This is a genomic window from Paenibacillus methanolicus (genome assembly GCF_008124765.1).
Classification (GTDB): Bacteria; Bacillota; Bacilli; order Paenibacillales; family Paenibacillaceae; genus Paenibacillus_Z; species Paenibacillus_Z methanolicus.
The window spans coordinates 1,157,641-1,174,335 of sequence record NZ_VNHS01000001.1 but is presented as its reverse complement, the minus strand read 5'-3'; the positions used below and the strand labels follow the sequence as shown (position 1 = coordinate 1,174,335).

Here is a 16,695-nt window from a genome sequence, read left to right as displayed (position 1 = left end):
TCAAACTGCCGTAAATGCTCTGAATATGCAGTATTTCCGAAAAGAGGGAGCACGATTCGCCTGTTCGGCGGACGCTGCGCGCCAAGCGAGCGACACGGCCTCTATTTTAAGCTGCGCTTAGAAAAAAAACCTGCTCGCGAGGACGCACAGCAGGTTTGTAAACGGTATGGTCAAGATATTATCTGGCTTATCGGCTCCGGATCTGGAACGGCTGACGCCCCTCCGGCTGATGTACGGGCTGTTCGGTCACGACCGTGCCGTCCTCCAGATGAAGCCACGTCTCGAAATCCGCAGTGCCTGCCGTCAATCGGATCACCCTTGCTCCGGTCGGGAAGGGCTCCGCGGCATAGGCGTTGCGCGTCGTACGGCCGTAAGCGAGCTTGATGCCGTGCAGCGTGCCGATGAAATCGTTGGCGTGATCGTGACCGGCGAAGACGCCGCGCACGTCGCCCATCTCCATCATGGCCGCGAATAGGCCGGTATTGATCCACGGCGCGCAGATCGGATCGCCTTTGACGCCATGGCACACGCTGAAGTCCCAGATGTCGTGGTATTCCGGCAGCGGGATATGGAAGAACATGAGCGATGGTAGCGGGCTTCCGCCGTTGTCCGTCGTAAGCGCGTGCGACTGCTCCGTATACCACTGGATTTGGCTTCGGCGAATCCAGTCATAGAAGCCGAGCCGGCTGTGCTCGAGCGGCGAGTAGCTCCCCGAGTCGAGGAAGTAGAGCGCGGCAGCCGGCTCGCGCTCCTCCCCCGCGACAGTCAAGACAAAGTTGCCCGCGCCGTGCAAGCCGGGCGGATCGGGTTTCGCATAGTTGCACCGGTACGTGAGCTGGAGCGCGTGGAGCTGCTCGCGGGTTACATTCGGCGCTTCTGCGTCATGATTGCCGAACACGGCCGCCCAGGGGATACCGCGCGATTCTGGCACCGCGGCTGCGCATCGGAAGGAGCCGATTGGGTCGGAGTTGCCGCCGCTCGCGATGACGTCGCCCGTATAGACGACAAGATCCGGCTGCTCGGCCGCCAAGATGCGCGCCATCGTCTCGTTCATCTTGATTTCGTCCGCCGCACGCGGATCGCTGAATTCGGTATCGGTGAACTGCACGATCGTGAACGTGCCGTCCGGTCGAAAACGAAGCTGTTTCCTCATCGCTCCATGTCTCCGATCTCCGCGCCGGCAGCAGCCTCGCCGAGCGGCGAGATATCCGTCCCGATCAGACCCGACGCGGCTTCGAGCAACCGCAGGTGCAGCGCCGCGAATGCGTCCGGGTCAACCGAGACGTCCGTAAAGCTTGCCATGCCTTCGTCGCAGATCGCGTCCGCAAGCGCCTTATCCGACGCGGCCAATAGGCGGAACAGCTCGTAATCCTCGCAGCCCGCGCGCATGGCTTCCAACCGCATGCTGAGCAGCGGCCCGTCTGCCCCGGGATAGACGATATGGGTATCGCCCGGCGGGACGCGCTTGGCATGGACGTCCGGCGCGAGCAACGGGCATGTCAGTTCGAACGGATCTTGCCCGTCCAAGTACTGGTTGAAGCCCCAGTGCAAATAGCCGGTCAGTCCGTACTTGTAATTGCCCCAATGCAAATACCGGGTCTTCAGCAGACTAATGTCGAGAAATCGGTTCAAATAATAGCCGCCGGGATTCCAGCACGTATAGAACCAGAATACTTCCCCGAGCCGCTGCAGCGATTCGAAATAAGCGCGGTGCTCGTCATAGCCTTTGTTCGTCGGCACCCAGATGTCCACGGAACCTTCGATATTCGGATCGACGATCGCCTCGATGAGCGGCACGCCGGGCAGCAGTTTGCGAATAATGCCGCACAGGATGCGGAAATCGGCGGCGGATTCCTTGATCGGTTCGTCCGCGACATGCTGCACGATACGATCCAGCCAGCCGTTCTCGCTTAGGAAGGCATGCCAGGCAGGCAGGAACTGCGCGAGGAAGGCGAAGCCCTCCGGTTGAGTAGCTTCGATGCCGCGGTCGTACGTCAGCACGAAGGTCGGCTCGCTCCAGCCGGTTCGGCAGGCGAGATGCCCGCCTTCAATCCAGCTGAATCCAAGCGAGAGGAACAGCTCGATATATCGTTTGGCCCGGGCGAAATCGAACGCGTATCGGGTACCGTCCCGCGTCGCCTCGATCAGATCCATGCCGACGATAAAATGCGTCTGCCTCGCACGGCGCATCGCTTCGCCGTAACGGCCGATCATCGCCCAGTGGTCTTCCGACCATTCTTCCAGCCCGTGATAGGAAGCGATGTTGCCGTTGGAATGCCAATTCGTCGTGTGCAGCGTCTCGCGCCGCGGAACGACGGCTTCATAGACATACAAGCTAACCTCGTAGACGAGCGAGTCGCCGCCGCAATCCAGCGCGAGCGTTCCGTGGTAGTCGCCCGGCGCAAGCTCCGTCGGGACCACCCAACTCACATAGAGCGCCAACGTATCGCCTGCGGGCCGAATGAATGCGGAGGAGACCGGGACTAGGACGTCATAGACGCGAAAAGGCGCGAGGCGCGCGGCATAGGGGGCATCCGTGCCGTTCGGGACGGTCGAATAGGAAGGTCCCGTATTTTCATTGACGAGCACGTCGGACAGACGAAACGCTTCGATCGGCAGCTCGTCGTCTGCCAGACGATGCGGCGCATGCCAGCTGAACGTCCATCTCATCGCTTCCTCTTGCGGGAATGAACGAATGAGCAATTGAGTCGCGGCGCGCCCGCCGCGGGCGCAGGCCAGCTCGACTCGTCTGCCGCCGGTATCGTTCAGCTCGCTGTCGGGATAGAGCCATTCGTGCGCGTGATAGATTTGCGTAATCATTGCGTCTCCTCCGCCTTTCTTCCAAGCTGCCGCTTGATAAAATCCGGAAGCTCCGCATCCCAGGCCGACGGCGCTTCAAGTCCGAGTGCCCAAGCCGCGACGGCCGCGGTATCCGCAAGCGATAGGGCGGAGATCGGCGTCCCCGGCTCGATGCCCGGGCCGAAGCAGCCCCAGAACACGTTCTTATCCATCGGGTGGTCGCTGCCGTGGTTGAACGGGTCGTCCCCGCCGCCGCCATGATCGGTCAGCGCGATAATAAGACTGGTGTCGAGGATACCGGCCTTCTCGATCGTCTGCAGCACTTCGCCGAACAGCCGGTCGCACGTTGCAATGGCGTCCAGATAGGCGGGAGATTCCAGCCCGTAACCATGCCGATGCCCGGAGCCGTCCGGCTCGTCGAGCTGCAGGAACAGCAGCTTAACGTCGGGATTGTTCTCGACGTACGCGCACAGTTCATCGACCAACTGCCGGTCGGGCAGCGATTTTTTGTACACGCCGATATCATCCTCCACGATGCCGAAGTTGATCGGCGACCAGCCGGTGAAGGAAGCGAGCTTCGCTTCCGGCCACGCTTCCCGCGCCAGCTTGAACACGGAAGGATAGGGCGAGGCGTCCGGGTAACGCTCGGACGCGCTAATCTCGTTCGTCAGCCCGTGTTTTTCCGGCTTGACTCCATGAAGCGCCGATCCCCAGCATTGCGCGCTGATCGTCGGCGATTCCGCCTGCGCGTCGTTCGTGAACGCGCCCCGCGCGGCGAAGGCGTCCAGCACCGGCGTGCTCGCCTGTCGATTGAAATTGCCCGCGCCGTCCATACCCAATATAAAGACGCGTTCGATCCTCTTATCTGCCATAGCTGGCAGCCTCCTTTGACGTCATAGTACTAGATTTGTGGGAATAGCAACGTAAAGCGTGTCCGCAAAAGCGGACGAAAGCGAAGGTCAGCACGCAGCCGCATCAAGCGCATAACCCCTACAGGACACCACCCAAGGCATACCGCTATGTACGAAGCTCGAACAAAAGCCAGTCCGCAGGACTAGCGGGCTCCCCGCGAAAGGACACATCGAAGACGGCCGCGTATCGAGTCACGCTAGTTCTGGGAGTCCAGAGGGCGAGAGCCCTTGGTTCCCCTCGGAGGAGGGGGAAGGGGCGAGGAAGAAAATAACGGGTTCACTAAGGGCAAAGCCCTTCGCTATCTTTGATGTTGTGGATTTACGTTGCATTCAGCTTAAATAAAGCATGAATGCGGTGTCAATACAGGCATAGTTCAACGAACGAACTAGTCATGATCGTCCTAATACGAAGTCATCATCGTGGTAGAGGGAGCGGTAGGGGGCTGGCTTACAATGAAAGGGCAAGCGATGAACGAGAGACTGGAAGGGTGAAAAGGATGAGAGCTTCCGAGACATTGCCGCTGGCGGCCCAAGCGCAGCCGGAGAGGGCTGCCAGGAAACAGCACGCCTGGCTTAAGCGGCTGAACAAATTCAAGTGGCTGCTGTTGATGACGCTTCCAGGCGTGCTTTATTTATTCGTCAACAACTATATTCCGATGTACGGCGTCATTCTCGCCTTCAAGAATTATACGTACACGAAGGGGATCTGGGGGAGCGATTGGGCCGGGTGGAAGAACTTCGAGTTTTTGTTCATTTCGCCCGACGCCTACACGATTACCCGCAACACCGTGCTGTACAATCTGGCTTTCATCGTGCTGAACCTGGTTATGGCGTTATTGACCGCGCTGCTGATCAACGAGATTCGGCAGAAGAAGATCGCGCGCTTCTACCAGAGCGCCTTCTTGCTGCCTCACATCATCTCCATGGTCGTCGTGTCCTATCTCGTGTACAGCTTCCTCAACATGGAGAGCGGGATGCTCAACCGGGTGCTGTCCGGCTGGTTCGGCATCGAGCCGATCTCCTGGTATAGCGAAGCGGGATACTGGCCGTACATTCTGGTCATCGTGAACGCGTGGAAGCATGTCGGGTACTTGGCCATCATCTATTTCGCGGCCGTGCTCGGCATCAATCGCGAATTTTACGAAGCGGCGGCGATCGACGGGGCGACCAAATGGCGACAAATGACCCGCATTACGATTCCGCTCATTACGCCGGTCATCATTACGATGACGCTGCTGTCGTTCAGCGGCATTCTCCGCTCGGATTTCGGCTTGTTCTACCAGGTGCCGATGAACACGGGCGCGCTGACGCCGACGACGAACACGATCGATACGTTCGTGTATCGCGCGCTGCTGAACCAAGGGGATATCGGCATGTCCTCCGCGGCGGGTCTGTATCAATCGGTCGTCTGCCTCATCTTGGTCGTCGCGGTGAATGCGGTCGTGCGGCGCATCAACAAACAAGACGCTTTATTCTAACGGGAGAGGAGAACGAATCCAAGTGCCCCACACTTCAAAATTCAAATTCGGCCAGCTTGGCATCCACGCCTTCTTCTGGCTGTTCGTAATCGGCAGCCTGCTGCCCTTCGCGCTGATCGTGATGGTGTCAATCTCGGGAGAAAGCTCGATCGAGCAGCACGGTTACTCGCTGTTCCCGAGCGAGATCCGCTTTACCGCCTACACGTTTCTGTTCCATGATTTCAGCGAAATCGCAAGAGCTTACGGGGTGACGATCATCTGCACCGTAATCGGCACGCTCGTCAGCCTGCTCGTGACGACGCTGCTCGCTTACCCGCTATCCCGCACAGAGCTTCCGTTCCGCCGCAGCCTCTCGTTCTACGTGTTCTTCACGATGCTGTTTAGCGGCGGGATGGTGCCCTGGTACATGACGTTCACGAATTTGCTCCCGATGAAAAACACGCTGCTGGCGATGATCATCCCCGGCATGCTGCTCAGCGCGTTCAACGTGCTGCTCATGCGCAGCTTCTTCCACAACTCCATCCCGGATTCGGTCGTCGAATCGGCAACGATGGACGGCGCGAGCGAAATTCAAGTTTTCTTCCGCATTATCGTGCCGCTGTCCTTGCCGATCATGGGGACGATCGGGTTGTTCCAGACCCTGTCTTATTGGAACGACTGGTACAACTGCATGTTGTTCATCGACGATCCGAAGCTGTACAACATTCAGTACATGATGACCAAGACGCTGACGAACGTGCAATATTTGCTCATGAAATCGAGCAGCTCGGCCCAAGCGGGGGACATGCTCGCAAAGATGCCCCGCGAGACCGTCCGCATGGCGCTCGCCGTCGTCGGCTTCGCCCCGCTGCTGATCGCGTATCCGTTCTTCCAGCGATTCTACGTGAGCGGGATTACGAACGGCGCGGTGAAAGGATAGCCCGGGCCCGTCTTCCTTAAATCGCGTGCGAACGCCGGTTTTCGAAGGGCCAATCGGGGAGGTGGATCGTCAACCGAACATTCATTACATCTGCTGGCAGGTTTGAAGCGCGCAAGCGAAGAATTACCATTATAGCTGAACGTTAGAGAGGGGTTATCCAAGCATGCGGAAGTACGCCAAGGCCGTCATGGCCGCCACGTTGAGCAGTATGCTCGTCTTGTCCGCCTGCGGCGGCAATAACAATGCGCCAAGCGGGGAGCAAGGCTCGAATACCGGGAATCAGAACGCCAATAACGGCGCCAAGGAAGAAGGCAAGCTCGATCCTTACAAAATCACGCTCGTCTATCCGGCGTCCGCGCCGAAGGATCTCGAGCTCGTGCAAGCCGAGATGAGCAAATATTTGACCGAGAAAATCAACGCCACCATCGAACTGAAGCCGATCGAATGGGGTTCGTGGGAAGACAAGACGAACCTGATGAAGGTGTCCAACGAGCAGTTCGATCTGATGTTCACGGCCAGCTGGTACTTCCTCCCGCAAGACGTGACGAAAGGGCAGTACATTGAGCTCGACGATCTGATGGCGCAGTACGGCAAGGATATTCCCGGCGTGCTCGGACCCGACTTCCTGAAGGGCGCGCGCATCAACGGCAAGCTGTACGCGCTGCCGACGAAGAAGGAGTTCGGTCAAGGGTTCGGCTTCCTGCTTAGCAAGAAGCTCGTCGACAAATATAAATTCGACGTCAACGGCGTCAAGACGATCGAAGAGATGGAAGCGATGTTCAAGACGATCAAGGACAACGAGCCGGACGTGACGCCTGTCATCTCCAGCAAATTCGCGAATACGTGGGGCGCCTCGAACTACGACGGCATCGTGGCCGGTCTGTCCGTGCCGCGCGGCAGCAAGGAGATCAAGCTGTCGGATAATCTGGAAGACCCGAAATACCTGGACTTCTTCAAGCGGATGCGCGAATGGAACAAGAACGGCTGGTTCGACAAAGACGTGCTGACCTCGGACAGCGAAGTCGCGATGACCATGATCAAAGCCGGCAAAGGCTTCGCGACCGCATCGTCCTTGAAGCCGGGCAAGGACAAGGAAATGAGCGTCTCCTACGGCGTGGACCTCGTGCAGGTCGAGACGGCCGAGCCGTTCACGACGACCGGCGACGCGCAGGGCGCGATGCTCGGCATCTCCCGCACGTCGAAGGACCCGGCGCGGGCGATGATGTTCCTCAATCTGCTCTACACGGACGAGAAGCTGATCAATATGCTCGATTGGGGCATCGAAGGCACGCACTTCGTGAAGAAAGGCGACAACGTCATCGATTACCCGGCGGGCATGACCGCGGAGACGCAGACGTACCCGAACCCGGGCGGATGGATGTTCGGCAACCAGTTCATCTCGTATCTGTGGGCGAACGAGGATCCGAACAAGTGGAAGCAGTTCGAAGCCTTTAACAACCGTTCGGAGCGTTCGGCCATTCTCGGCTTCTCGTTCAACCAAGAGCCGGTGAAGTCCGAGCTCGCCTCGATCGCCAACGTCGAGAACGAATTCATCGACGCGCTGTTCGCGGGCGCGGTCGATCCGGAGAAGACGATCGCCAAGTGGAAAGAGAAACGCGCCGCGGCCGGCTTCGACGCCGTGAAGGCGGAGGTCGAGAAGCAGCTCGCCGCTTGGGCGCAGAACCAGCAATAATCTTCGATAATTCAGTTGAATCCCTACCTTTACGGAAGTTCCATAAGGGTAGGGATTCCTTGTATTCAGGTCGAATACTATAATGAAAGATAACCAAATGCAACCGGTGGGGACGTGGTGACGGTGAGGAGTTCGCTGAATTTTCGGGTAACCATTGGCTTTTTCGCGATTGCGATTCCTTTGATCTTCATGCTGATTTACAACAACTATTATGCATCGAACACGGTCAGGGAGCAGGTCGCCGAATCGAACAAGAATACGATGATTCTGTATTCCAACCAAATTCAAGCCGAGCTGAACCGCGAGACGCAATATTTGTACAACCTCGCCTCGGAAGACCCGAACGTGATGCAGCTGTCCCGCGCGACGTACGATCCGGACGAATACGTCTTCGCCAAGATTCGCGTCATGAAGGCGATGGAACGTTATTTGCGCTTCGATAGCATCGTAGACTTCCAGTTTGTCTATGCGGTGCGCAACAACGCGCTCATTAACACGGCGATCCCCGCAGACACCTACGAGAAGTTAACGACCGTCCAGACGACGATCGAGCGTTTCTTGCGCGAGGTGAAACCGGGCAGCCTGTACTTCAACGAATGGCGGACGATCCGCTACGGAGACGAGTATGCGCTGCTGCGACTCGTCGATACCGGCGACGGCTACTATATGGGGGCCTCGGTCAGCCTGCGCAATTTGATGATCCCGCTGGATCTGATGAATATGGGCGAAGAGGGGTTCACCGCATTCCTCTCGTCCGAAGGGAAGGCATTGGCCGGTTCGGCCGACCGGGTGCTGCCGGAGGAGAAGTTCCGCTTCGCCGAAGGCGAGACGTTCTCCCGCATCCGCCATGAAGGGAGCCGATTCATCGTCGTGTCGAATCCGGTGCAGGGGACCGATACGACGCTGAGCGCGTTCATCCCGGAAGAGCAGGCGCTGCACAAGCTGAGTTATTTTCAGCTCATCATCTATACCATTCCCGCGCTGGCGGCGATCGTGCTCATCTTCTATTTGATCTACTTAAACGATCTCGTCCTGAAGCCGATGCGCGTGCTGCTCGGAGGGATGCGCCGCATCAAGAACGGGGATTGGCAGTACCGGCTGGCGCCGTCCAAGACGAAGGAATTCACGATGATCAACGAAACGTTCAACGCGATGGCCTCCGAGATCCACCGGCTCAAGATCAACGTCTACGAGCAGGAGATTCAAGTACACAAGGCGGAGCTGAAGCATTTGCAGCTGCAGATGAACCCGCATTTTCTGCTAAACGCGATCAATATCGTCTATAATCTGGCCCAGGTGAAAAAATTCGAGATTATCCAGCTGATGTGCCAGAACTTGGTCAAATATTTCCGCTTCGCCACGCAGACGCACCGCGCCGCCGTCACGATTCGCGATGAAATGGAGCATATCGAAAGCTACATCAACATCCAGCAGCTTCGGTTCCCCGAGCGGATCACGTACCGGATTCACATCGCGGACGAGCTTGGCGCAGCTTGTATTCCACCGCTCTTGCTCCAGCCGTTCGTTGAGAACTGCATCAAGTACGGATTCGATTTCATGGATCACCCGTTCCATATCGATATCCGGATCGAGCATGCGGACGCAAGCGGACAGATGCGGATCGAGATCGCCGACAACGGGATCGGCTTCTCGGAGGAAATGCTCGTCGAGCTGCATAACGGCCGCTACTTCGATGCGTACAACGGCGAGCATCTCGGCATATGGAACGTGTTTCACCGGCTCAATATCGTGTTCGGCCGCGAGGCGCGCGCCCTGTTCTCGAATCGCCCGGATTCGGGCGCGTGCGTCGCGATCTACATGCCGGTGAGGACGATGGAGCAGTATGGATGAGATAAACGGGTTTGAACGGTCGGTAGGCCACTACGGGAAGGAGAAATTCCGATGAACGCGACTGCGCTGATTGTCGATGACGAACATTACGCGATTATGGGGATTCGGGACGGGATCGATTGGGAGGCGCTGCGCATTGCGGACGTTTACGACGCTTGCAACGTGCGCCAGGCGATGCGCGTTTTCGAGGAGCGGTCGATCGATATTCTGATTTGCGATATTGAAATGCCGCGCGGGACCGGCATCGAGCTGTTGGAGTGGGTGAACGAGCATTCGCCCCGTACGGAGACGATTTTCTTGACGGCCCACGCCGAGTTTGGCTTCGTTCAACGCGCGGTGCAGCTGGACAGCTTCGATTACATGCTCAAGCCGGTCGATTTTGCCGCGCTTCAAGCCACGATCGCAAGAGCGCTGGCATCGGTCGAGAAAGAGCGGGAGCTCGCGTCGATGCGGGAGCAGTACGCCGCCTATCGGGAGCTGATCGAGCGGCAGAAGTCGCGGCATGCGGACCGGTTCTGGCACGACGTGTTGGAGGGTCGCGTTCGCGCTGGGGACGAAGAGGCCGAGCGGCTCATGCGGGAATACGCGATACCTTTGTCCGAGGATCGCCGCATGCGGCCGATCGCGCTGAGCGTCGAGTCGTGGCCGCAGGAGCTGGAGAGCGGCGATGAAGACGTGCTGGATTACGCCTTGCGCGAGGCGGCGATGCGCACGCTCGTCCCGGACGGTCGCGGGGCGATTATTCAGACGAAGCAGGGCGTGAATGTCGCGTTGATTTATGCCGATGAAGAAAGCCGAGAAGCGCTGCAGACGCGCTGCACGGCGTTTGTCGAGCACGGCAAGACCGAGCTCGGCTGTCAGGTGGCGTGTTATGTGGGGGAACGCGTCGGCCTGCCGGCTTTGAAGGGCATGTACGAGCAGCTGCTCGACATGGAATACGACAATGTGCGCAAGTCCGGGCAGGTGTATTGGTCCGGCTCCGCCAAGCCGGAAAGGGACGTGCCCAAATTCCCGGCGTTCGCGGCATGGCAAATCTGGATCGAGCAGGGCAAGAGAGCGGAGCTGGAGAAGGAAATCCGCAAGACGGTCGTGGAACTCGGCGGAGATCCCCATTTGCATGCGGGCACCATTCAAGCGTTCTACCACGGTTATCTGCAAATGATCCATTACGTGCTCCAGAAGAACGGATTGTCCGCGCACGAGCTGTTCCGGGAACTTGACGAACGGAAGGAAGGCGCGATGCCGCGCACGCTGGCCCAGTTGGAGCATTGGGCGATCGCGCGGATGGACATCGTAACGGGCCAGCTGCACCGGCAGGACTCGATTGTTCGACGGGTGCAGTGCTACATCGCCGATCATTTGAACGAGACGGTCAAGCGCGAAGACATCGCGGACCATGTTCACTTGAACCAAGCCTATCTGTCCCGGCTGTTCAAGAAAGAGACGGGCGTCTCGCTGACCGATTATATGCTGCAAGAGAGGATGAAGCTCGCCCATGAGCTGATCCGCGGCTCGACGATCCCGATCTCGGACATCGCGAAGTCGCTCGGCTACAACAATTTCTCGTATTTCTCGAAAATGTTCAAGCGCCTATACGGCGGGACGCCGCAGCAGTGCAGACGGCAGGAGGCCGGAGGCGGGGGATTAGCTGCTGACCATCCGAAAGTATAAAAGGGGAAGCTGTTCTTAAGGCGATTTCTATTTTTATCCCTTTCTTGATCGCGTATACTGGGAAGCAAGCAGAGAGAGAAGGAGAGGAAGAAGTTGAACATTATCATTGACGATTTGAACGGGCCGGAAGTGGCCGAGCTGCTGAACGAGCATCTTCGCGACATGTTCGCGGGTTCCCCTCCGGAGAGCGTGCACGCCCTGGATATGGACGGTCTGAAGAAACCCGAAATCACGTTCTGGAGCGCGTGGGAGAACGGCGAGCTGCTCGGCTGCGGCGCGATCAAGGAGCTGGACGGCGAACATGTCGAGCTGAAGTCGATGCGCACCGCGAGCCGGCATTTGCGCAAAGGCGTCGCCAAGACGATACTGGAGCACATTCTGTCACAGGCGAAGGAACGCGGCTATACGCGGATTAGCCTGGAGACCGGTTCGCAGGAGAGCTTCGAGCCCGCCCGCAAGCTGTATGAGCGGTTCGGCTTCGTCTACTGCGGTCCGTTCGCGGATTATGAGCTTGATCCGTACAGCGTGTTTATGACGAAGACGATATAGTATAGAGGTTACCAGAGCGGCAGCAGATCGAGAGATCGGCTGCTGTTTTTTATTTGACTTCAATTACGAGATATGGAACGGGGGAAATAATCTTGCGTCAATCCAATCAGATTTTACCGGGGGAGCGTTATTTGATCATCAATGCGGATGATTTCGGAATGGATGAAGGGACAAACGAAAAAATATTGGAATTGCTTGCCCGAGATAAGGTGACTTCCGCATCGGTGATGATGCCGGCTCCATATGCGAAAGAGGCGATCGAGGCTAGTCGCCGGCTAGGCTTGAAGCAAGTCGGTATACATTTGACGTTGACCAGCGATGCTAGACAGACGTATCGGCCCGTTGTCGCGGCGCTTTCGCGAAGTTGCAGCTTTACGACCGATGAAGGGACGTTCTTTCGCGAAGTTGCCGCATTCGAACTGCGCGCGGATCCCGATGAAGTCGCGTACGAACTTGAAGCCCAGATCCTTCTTGCCATTGAGCTTGGGCTCGATCCTACCCATTTGGATTGTCATGCCGGAAGTCTATTGGGGCTCTCTACCGGCCGTGATTTGCTGGACGTCGTATTCGAGGCAAGCCTCAAGTTCGGCCTTCCGTTTAATCTGCCGGTCGGAATCATCGACCAGGATTTTCTGAGCGAAGAACAGCGTGCGCGTTTCCGGTCCATATTCGAAGTGGCCGTCAGCCGGGGGCTTATCTTCATCGACGATATAATTGCCTTGCCTTACTGCATGGGGCGAGAGATCGACTACCGCGACGCGAGAGACCGAGTGCTGGAGATGATTCGGCGCTTGCGGCCAGGCGTGACGCAATGGACCGTGCATCCATCTAAGTTAACCGATCGCCTCAAGGGATTGACAGATTGCTATCGGGAACGCGAGTTGGAAGCTCGCTTGGTTCAGGATGATGCGATCCGGGACGCCTTACGGGAGGAAGGCATTCGATTGCTTAGCTGGGGCGCAATCCGCGATAAGCAGCGCGAGCAGAGCCATAGATAGTACAACTTGTACGCTTCGGGTTCTTCAGCGAATTCGGAAAACGTATCGAGCACGCGGAATCTCCACTTCTTGTCGTGCGCCAGGAAATCGAACCGCTCAACCCATCACGAATTCACGTCAAAAAAAGCTTAACCGCTGCGAGCCTCAACAGCCCGCCGGTTAAGCTTTTTCGCATGTCGCGCCTTATCGCGCGCATCACGACAGTTGTGCGCACGATTATACGGCTAGCCGCTCGTCTCTCGCTTGTATTGGGAAGGGAGGAGGCCGGTCCACTTTTTGAACGTCTTCGTAAAATGCGCCTCGTCGTAATAACCGACTTCACGCGCGACGGACTGGATTTTTCGATCGCCGGCCTGCAGCAGCGCCTTGGCTTTGTCGATCCGGTATTGGTGGACGTAATCCAGGAAGTTCACGCCAAGCTCTTGCTTGAACAGCGTGGACAAGTACGTGCTCGAGACGAACAGCGCTTTGGCGACGCCGGCGAGCGACAACCCATGTTCGTTGTAATGCCGCTCGATGAAGTCGATCGCCTGCTGCACCTTGCGCTTGGGCGTCTTCTGCGGGTTGACCCGCTCGACGATCTGGCGGATCGTCCGGTAGACGAACCCGGTCAGATCTTCCAGCGTCTCCAAATCCGTCATCCGCTCCCGCAGCCGCTCGAAGCTGCGGAGCCAGCCGGCGTCGTCCGTCTGCTGCTGCGGCGCGGCTTGGATCAAGCGGCCCAAGAAGGAGAGCGCCCGGTCGTTGATCTGCTTGCGCGAGTGGGGATAATCCGCGGTGAAGACGGTCAGCCATTGCTCCGCGTTGCCCAACATCTCGGCGAACAAGCCGCCGCGCAGATGCTCGAGGGCGGATTGCTCCAATTTCAGCAGTTCGACCGCGTTAATGTGCATCGGCAGGACCGGCGTGCCGGCAACCTGAAGCTCCGTATAGTAGTGGCAGCTTCCCGGACCGCGAAAGAACCGCTGCTCGAGCGCCTCCAGCGCCTCGCCGTAAGCGGCGTGCAGCTGGTCGAGATCGGCATGCGCGCCGCTTACGCCGATGCTGGCCGTTACTTTGAGATACGCGTTCAAATTGCGCTGCACGGCGTCCAGACTCTCCTGCAGCTTGTCGCCCAGCCATTCGAACAGGCCGTTCGTAATCGCGATCAGCGCGCCGTTCTCCATCACGACTTCGACGGGCTGCAGCAATCCGTGCTCCAACGTCTCTTGCGCCACGTTGGAGGCGGCGACGGCCAGTAGATGCGTATCGGCCTGCGAATAATTGAGGTTTTCCAACGATCTGCCATCCAGGCGCAGCGCCACGACGATGATGTACTCGAAGGCGATTGGCATGCCCGCATGTCGGTGCTGCTCGCGGCGGTTCTCCGCAGGCAGGGCGGGACCGCTCAGCCACTGCCGGTACAGCTGGGTTTTGGCATGGGGCAGATTGACGTGCAGCTGGCGCTCCAAGCCGCGCACTTCTTCGGACAGCCGCCGCTCTTCGGTACGCTTGGCGGCGATGGCGCGGAAGACGCGCTTGATTTCGTCGGGCGAGCAAGGCTTGACCAGGAACTCCGTCACGCCAAGCCGCATGGCCCGCTGCGCGTATTGGAAATCGCCATAGCCGGAGAGCAGGACGCATTCCGTGTCCAGTCCGCGTTCGCGGATTTGGCCGATCAACTGCAAGCCGTCCACCAGCGGCATGCGGATATCCGTCAGCAGCAGGTCGACCGGTTCCGCCTCCAGCATGCGCAGCGCTTCCAGACCGTTCGCGGCGACGCCGCTGACCCGCACGCCGAGCGATTCCCAATTGATTAGCGACGTTAATCCGTCTCTCGTTAATTCCTCGTCTTCGGCAATAAGCAGCTTAAGCATGCCGGTTACCTCCTCGTGACGTTATAGGGAGCGTGAGGCTGATGCGCGTGCCGGAGCCGGGTTCGCTCTGGATGTCGATCGTCGCGCCGTCGCCGTAGAACATCCGGATGCGTTCCCCGATATTGTACAGCGCGTAGCTTTGGCCGCCTCGGCTTGGATTCATGCCGCCTTCGCGCATGCCTTTCCTCATATCGCGCTGCCGGTCCGGGGCAATCCCGACGCCGTTATCGGTTATTTCGATCTGTATCGTACGATCTCCGGCCGAAGCGCGAACGTGCACGTATCCGAGGTCGTCCGTCAACGGTTCGATGCCGTGCACGACGGAATTCTCGACCAGCGGCTGCAGCAGCAGCTTCGGGATCGGGAACTCCGCCAGTTGCGAGTCCAATTCCAACTCGTACGACAAGCGGTCCTTGAACCGCATCTGCTGCAGGAACAAGTAATGCTCGACGAGCTTGAACTCGTCCTGCAAGGTAATCGTGTCCCGGCCTTGACTTAAGCTGATGGTGAAGATCGCGGACAACGCGTAGATCATCTCGCCGACGACCTTGTCGCCGTTCTTCTCAGCCGTCCAGGCGATCGTATTGAGCGTGTTGTACAGAAAATGCGGGTTGATCTGCGACTGCAGCACTTTCAGCTCGGCTTCCTTCTGTTTCAATTGGGCGGCATACATGTCGTCGACCAGTTCGCGCACGCGCCCGACCATAATGTTATAGCCCGCGCCGAGCTGTCCGATCTCGTCCATGCCGGCGAGCAGGACCCGTTCGTCGAAGTGGCCTTTCTGGAACTTCTTCATCGATTGCAGGATGCGCCGGATCGGACGGGTAATGACGCCGGCGACCGCCCAGGAGATATGCAGGCTGACGATGATGGTCGCGGCGATGATGAGCAGCGTCACGAGCATGATGCGGTTCATCTGTTCGAGCAGCTCGCTGCGCGGCTGGACGACCAGCACGCGCCAGCCGGTCAGCTTGGAGGTCATGGTGGCGAATACCCATTTCGACGGATCGATGGAAGCTTCGAAATCTTTCATTCCGGTCGCCGCGTCGTTTACGTACGGGAGCTCGCTCATGGGCATCCCGACCGTCTGCCCCGTACTCTCCGACAGCACCGTGCCGTCCGTATTAATGACCGCGATCTTCAGATTGCTTGCCCCGGACGTATACGTCTCGCGGATATCCGTCTCGTCGATGCCGAGCAGCAGGATGCCGGCAGGCTCGTAGGTGACATTGTTCTTCATCACCTTGGTGAGCAGCACCTTCTTCTTCGTATCGCCGTAGAAAATCGTCTTCGTCCGGCCCGGCACCTCGACGCTCCACATTTCGATCTGAGGGCGCTTCAATACATCGTCATAGTTGTAGATCGCGCGATAATCCTCGAATGGCAGCGCCGACGACAGCCCCTTGTTATTGAATTGCAGCGGGGCGAAGCGGTCGGAGTAGATCGTCAGGAATTGAAAGTAAGGCCTGGTGACCATGAGCCGGTTGATCATATCGATGATCTTCTGGTTCGAGACGTACGCGTTGTTGCGGGCATCCGAGCGAAGCAGCGACTGAATCTCCGGCGTCAGGAACAAGTAATCCGAGATATCGACCGCGTCCTGGGCGATATAATCGAGATGATCGATCGCCTGCTTCGCCGTCGCCTGCTGTTCGGCCGCCATCTTGGTGACGATCTCGCGCGTGGCGATCCGGAAGGCGAAGACCCCGGTAACCGTAATCGTGACGATGAGCAGCGGGATGAACCAGAGCAAAATTTTGCGCCGGATCGGCATATCGAGATAACGTCTGCGAATCGGTTGCAGCAGCATGATGCGGACCTCTTTCGTTCGAGAGTTGGCATGTATGTATACGATTACATCGTTTCTCTTTCTACTATAATGAGATTCGCGGCGGAATGCTACGTTCACGCGGGTCCCAGCTGGACGAAACGATAGAATGTACAATAACATCTGAAAAACGATCGGTTTT

The 16,695-nt window shown here is 58.0% G+C and carries 12 protein-coding genes; 7 read left to right on the top strand and 5 right to left on the bottom strand.

Translation table 11 applies throughout. The features are described 5' to 3' along the window. Positions 1-187: 187 nt before the first annotated feature. Genes BCM02_RS04520 through BCM02_RS04510 form a run of 3 tightly spaced genes read right to left on the bottom strand, consistent with a single transcriptional unit; the run spans position 188 to position 3,671 of the window. On the bottom strand, positions 188-1,153 hold the full coding sequence (locus BCM02_RS04520) for a metallophosphoesterase family protein (protein ID WP_148927819.1): 966 nt from the start codon (positions 1,151-1,153) through the stop codon (positions 188-190). After that, positions 1,150-2,820: a DUF4091 domain-containing protein gene (locus tag BCM02_RS04515; RefSeq protein WP_148927818.1), complete on the bottom strand. Its 1,671-nt coding sequence runs from the start codon at positions 2,818-2,820 to the stop codon at positions 1,150-1,152. The genes BCM02_RS04520 and BCM02_RS04515 overlap by 4 nt, the downstream gene beginning before the upstream one ends. Continuing rightward, complete coding sequence (locus BCM02_RS04510; protein WP_148927817.1) at positions 2,817-3,671, bottom strand: alkaline phosphatase family protein; 855 nt, start codon at positions 3,669-3,671, stop codon at positions 2,817-2,819. The genes BCM02_RS04515 and BCM02_RS04510 overlap by 4 nt, the downstream gene beginning before the upstream one ends. Positions 3,672-4,207: 536 nt before the next feature. On the opposite strand from BCM02_RS04510, the gene BCM02_RS04505 reads away from it, so the two are divergent. The 7 genes from BCM02_RS04505 to BCM02_RS04475 all read left to right on the top strand — a co-directional run bounded on the left by BCM02_RS04505 (position 4,208) and on the right by BCM02_RS04475 (position 12,869). After that, on the top strand, positions 4,208-5,188 hold the full coding sequence (locus tag BCM02_RS04505) for an ABC transporter permease (RefSeq protein ID WP_148927816.1): 981 nt from the start codon (positions 4,208-4,210) through the stop codon (positions 5,186-5,188). A gap of 22 nt (positions 5,189-5,210) precedes the next feature. Beyond that, on the top strand, positions 5,211-6,107 hold the full coding sequence (locus tag BCM02_RS04500) for a carbohydrate ABC transporter permease (RefSeq protein WP_246183192.1): 897 nt from the start codon (positions 5,211-5,213) through the stop codon (positions 6,105-6,107). A gap of 163 nt (positions 6,108-6,270) precedes the next feature. Beyond that, a complete protein-coding gene (locus BCM02_RS04495; RefSeq protein ID WP_148927814.1) occupies positions 6,271-7,800 on the top strand; it encodes an ABC transporter substrate-binding protein in 1,530 nt (509 codons plus the stop codon). Positions 7,801-7,917: 117 nt separating this feature from the next. Then, on the top strand, positions 7,918-9,651 hold the full coding sequence (locus BCM02_RS04490; protein WP_246183191.1) for a sensor histidine kinase: 1,734 nt from the start codon (positions 7,918-7,920) through the stop codon (positions 9,649-9,651). Positions 9,652-9,702: 51 nt separating this feature from the next. After that, on the top strand, positions 9,703-11,322 hold the full coding sequence (locus tag BCM02_RS04485) for a response regulator (RefSeq protein ID WP_148927813.1): 1,620 nt from the start codon (positions 9,703-9,705) through the stop codon (positions 11,320-11,322). A gap of 93 nt (positions 11,323-11,415) precedes the next feature. Then, positions 11,416-11,871, top strand: a complete 456-nt coding sequence (locus BCM02_RS04480; RefSeq protein ID WP_148927812.1) for a GNAT family N-acetyltransferase — start codon at positions 11,416-11,418, stop codon at positions 11,869-11,871. A gap of 92 nt (positions 11,872-11,963) precedes the next feature. Continuing rightward, positions 11,964-12,869 (top strand): ChbG/HpnK family deacetylase, encoded by a 906-nt coding sequence (locus tag BCM02_RS04475; protein ID WP_148927811.1) that lies wholly within the window; start codon positions 11,964-11,966, stop codon positions 12,867-12,869. Between the two features lie 224 nt (positions 12,870-13,093). On the opposite strand, the gene BCM02_RS04470 is transcribed toward BCM02_RS04475, so the two are convergent. Beyond that, positions 13,094-14,725 (bottom strand): response regulator, encoded by a 1,632-nt coding sequence (locus BCM02_RS04470; RefSeq protein ID WP_148927810.1) that lies wholly within the window; start codon positions 14,723-14,725, stop codon positions 13,094-13,096. Next, positions 14,718-16,535, bottom strand: a complete 1,818-nt coding sequence (locus BCM02_RS04465; RefSeq protein WP_187434015.1) for a sensor histidine kinase — start codon at positions 16,533-16,535, stop codon at positions 14,718-14,720. Before BCM02_RS04465 ends, BCM02_RS04470 begins: the two co-directional genes overlap by 8 nt. Between the last annotated feature and the right edge of the window lie 160 nt (positions 16,536-16,695).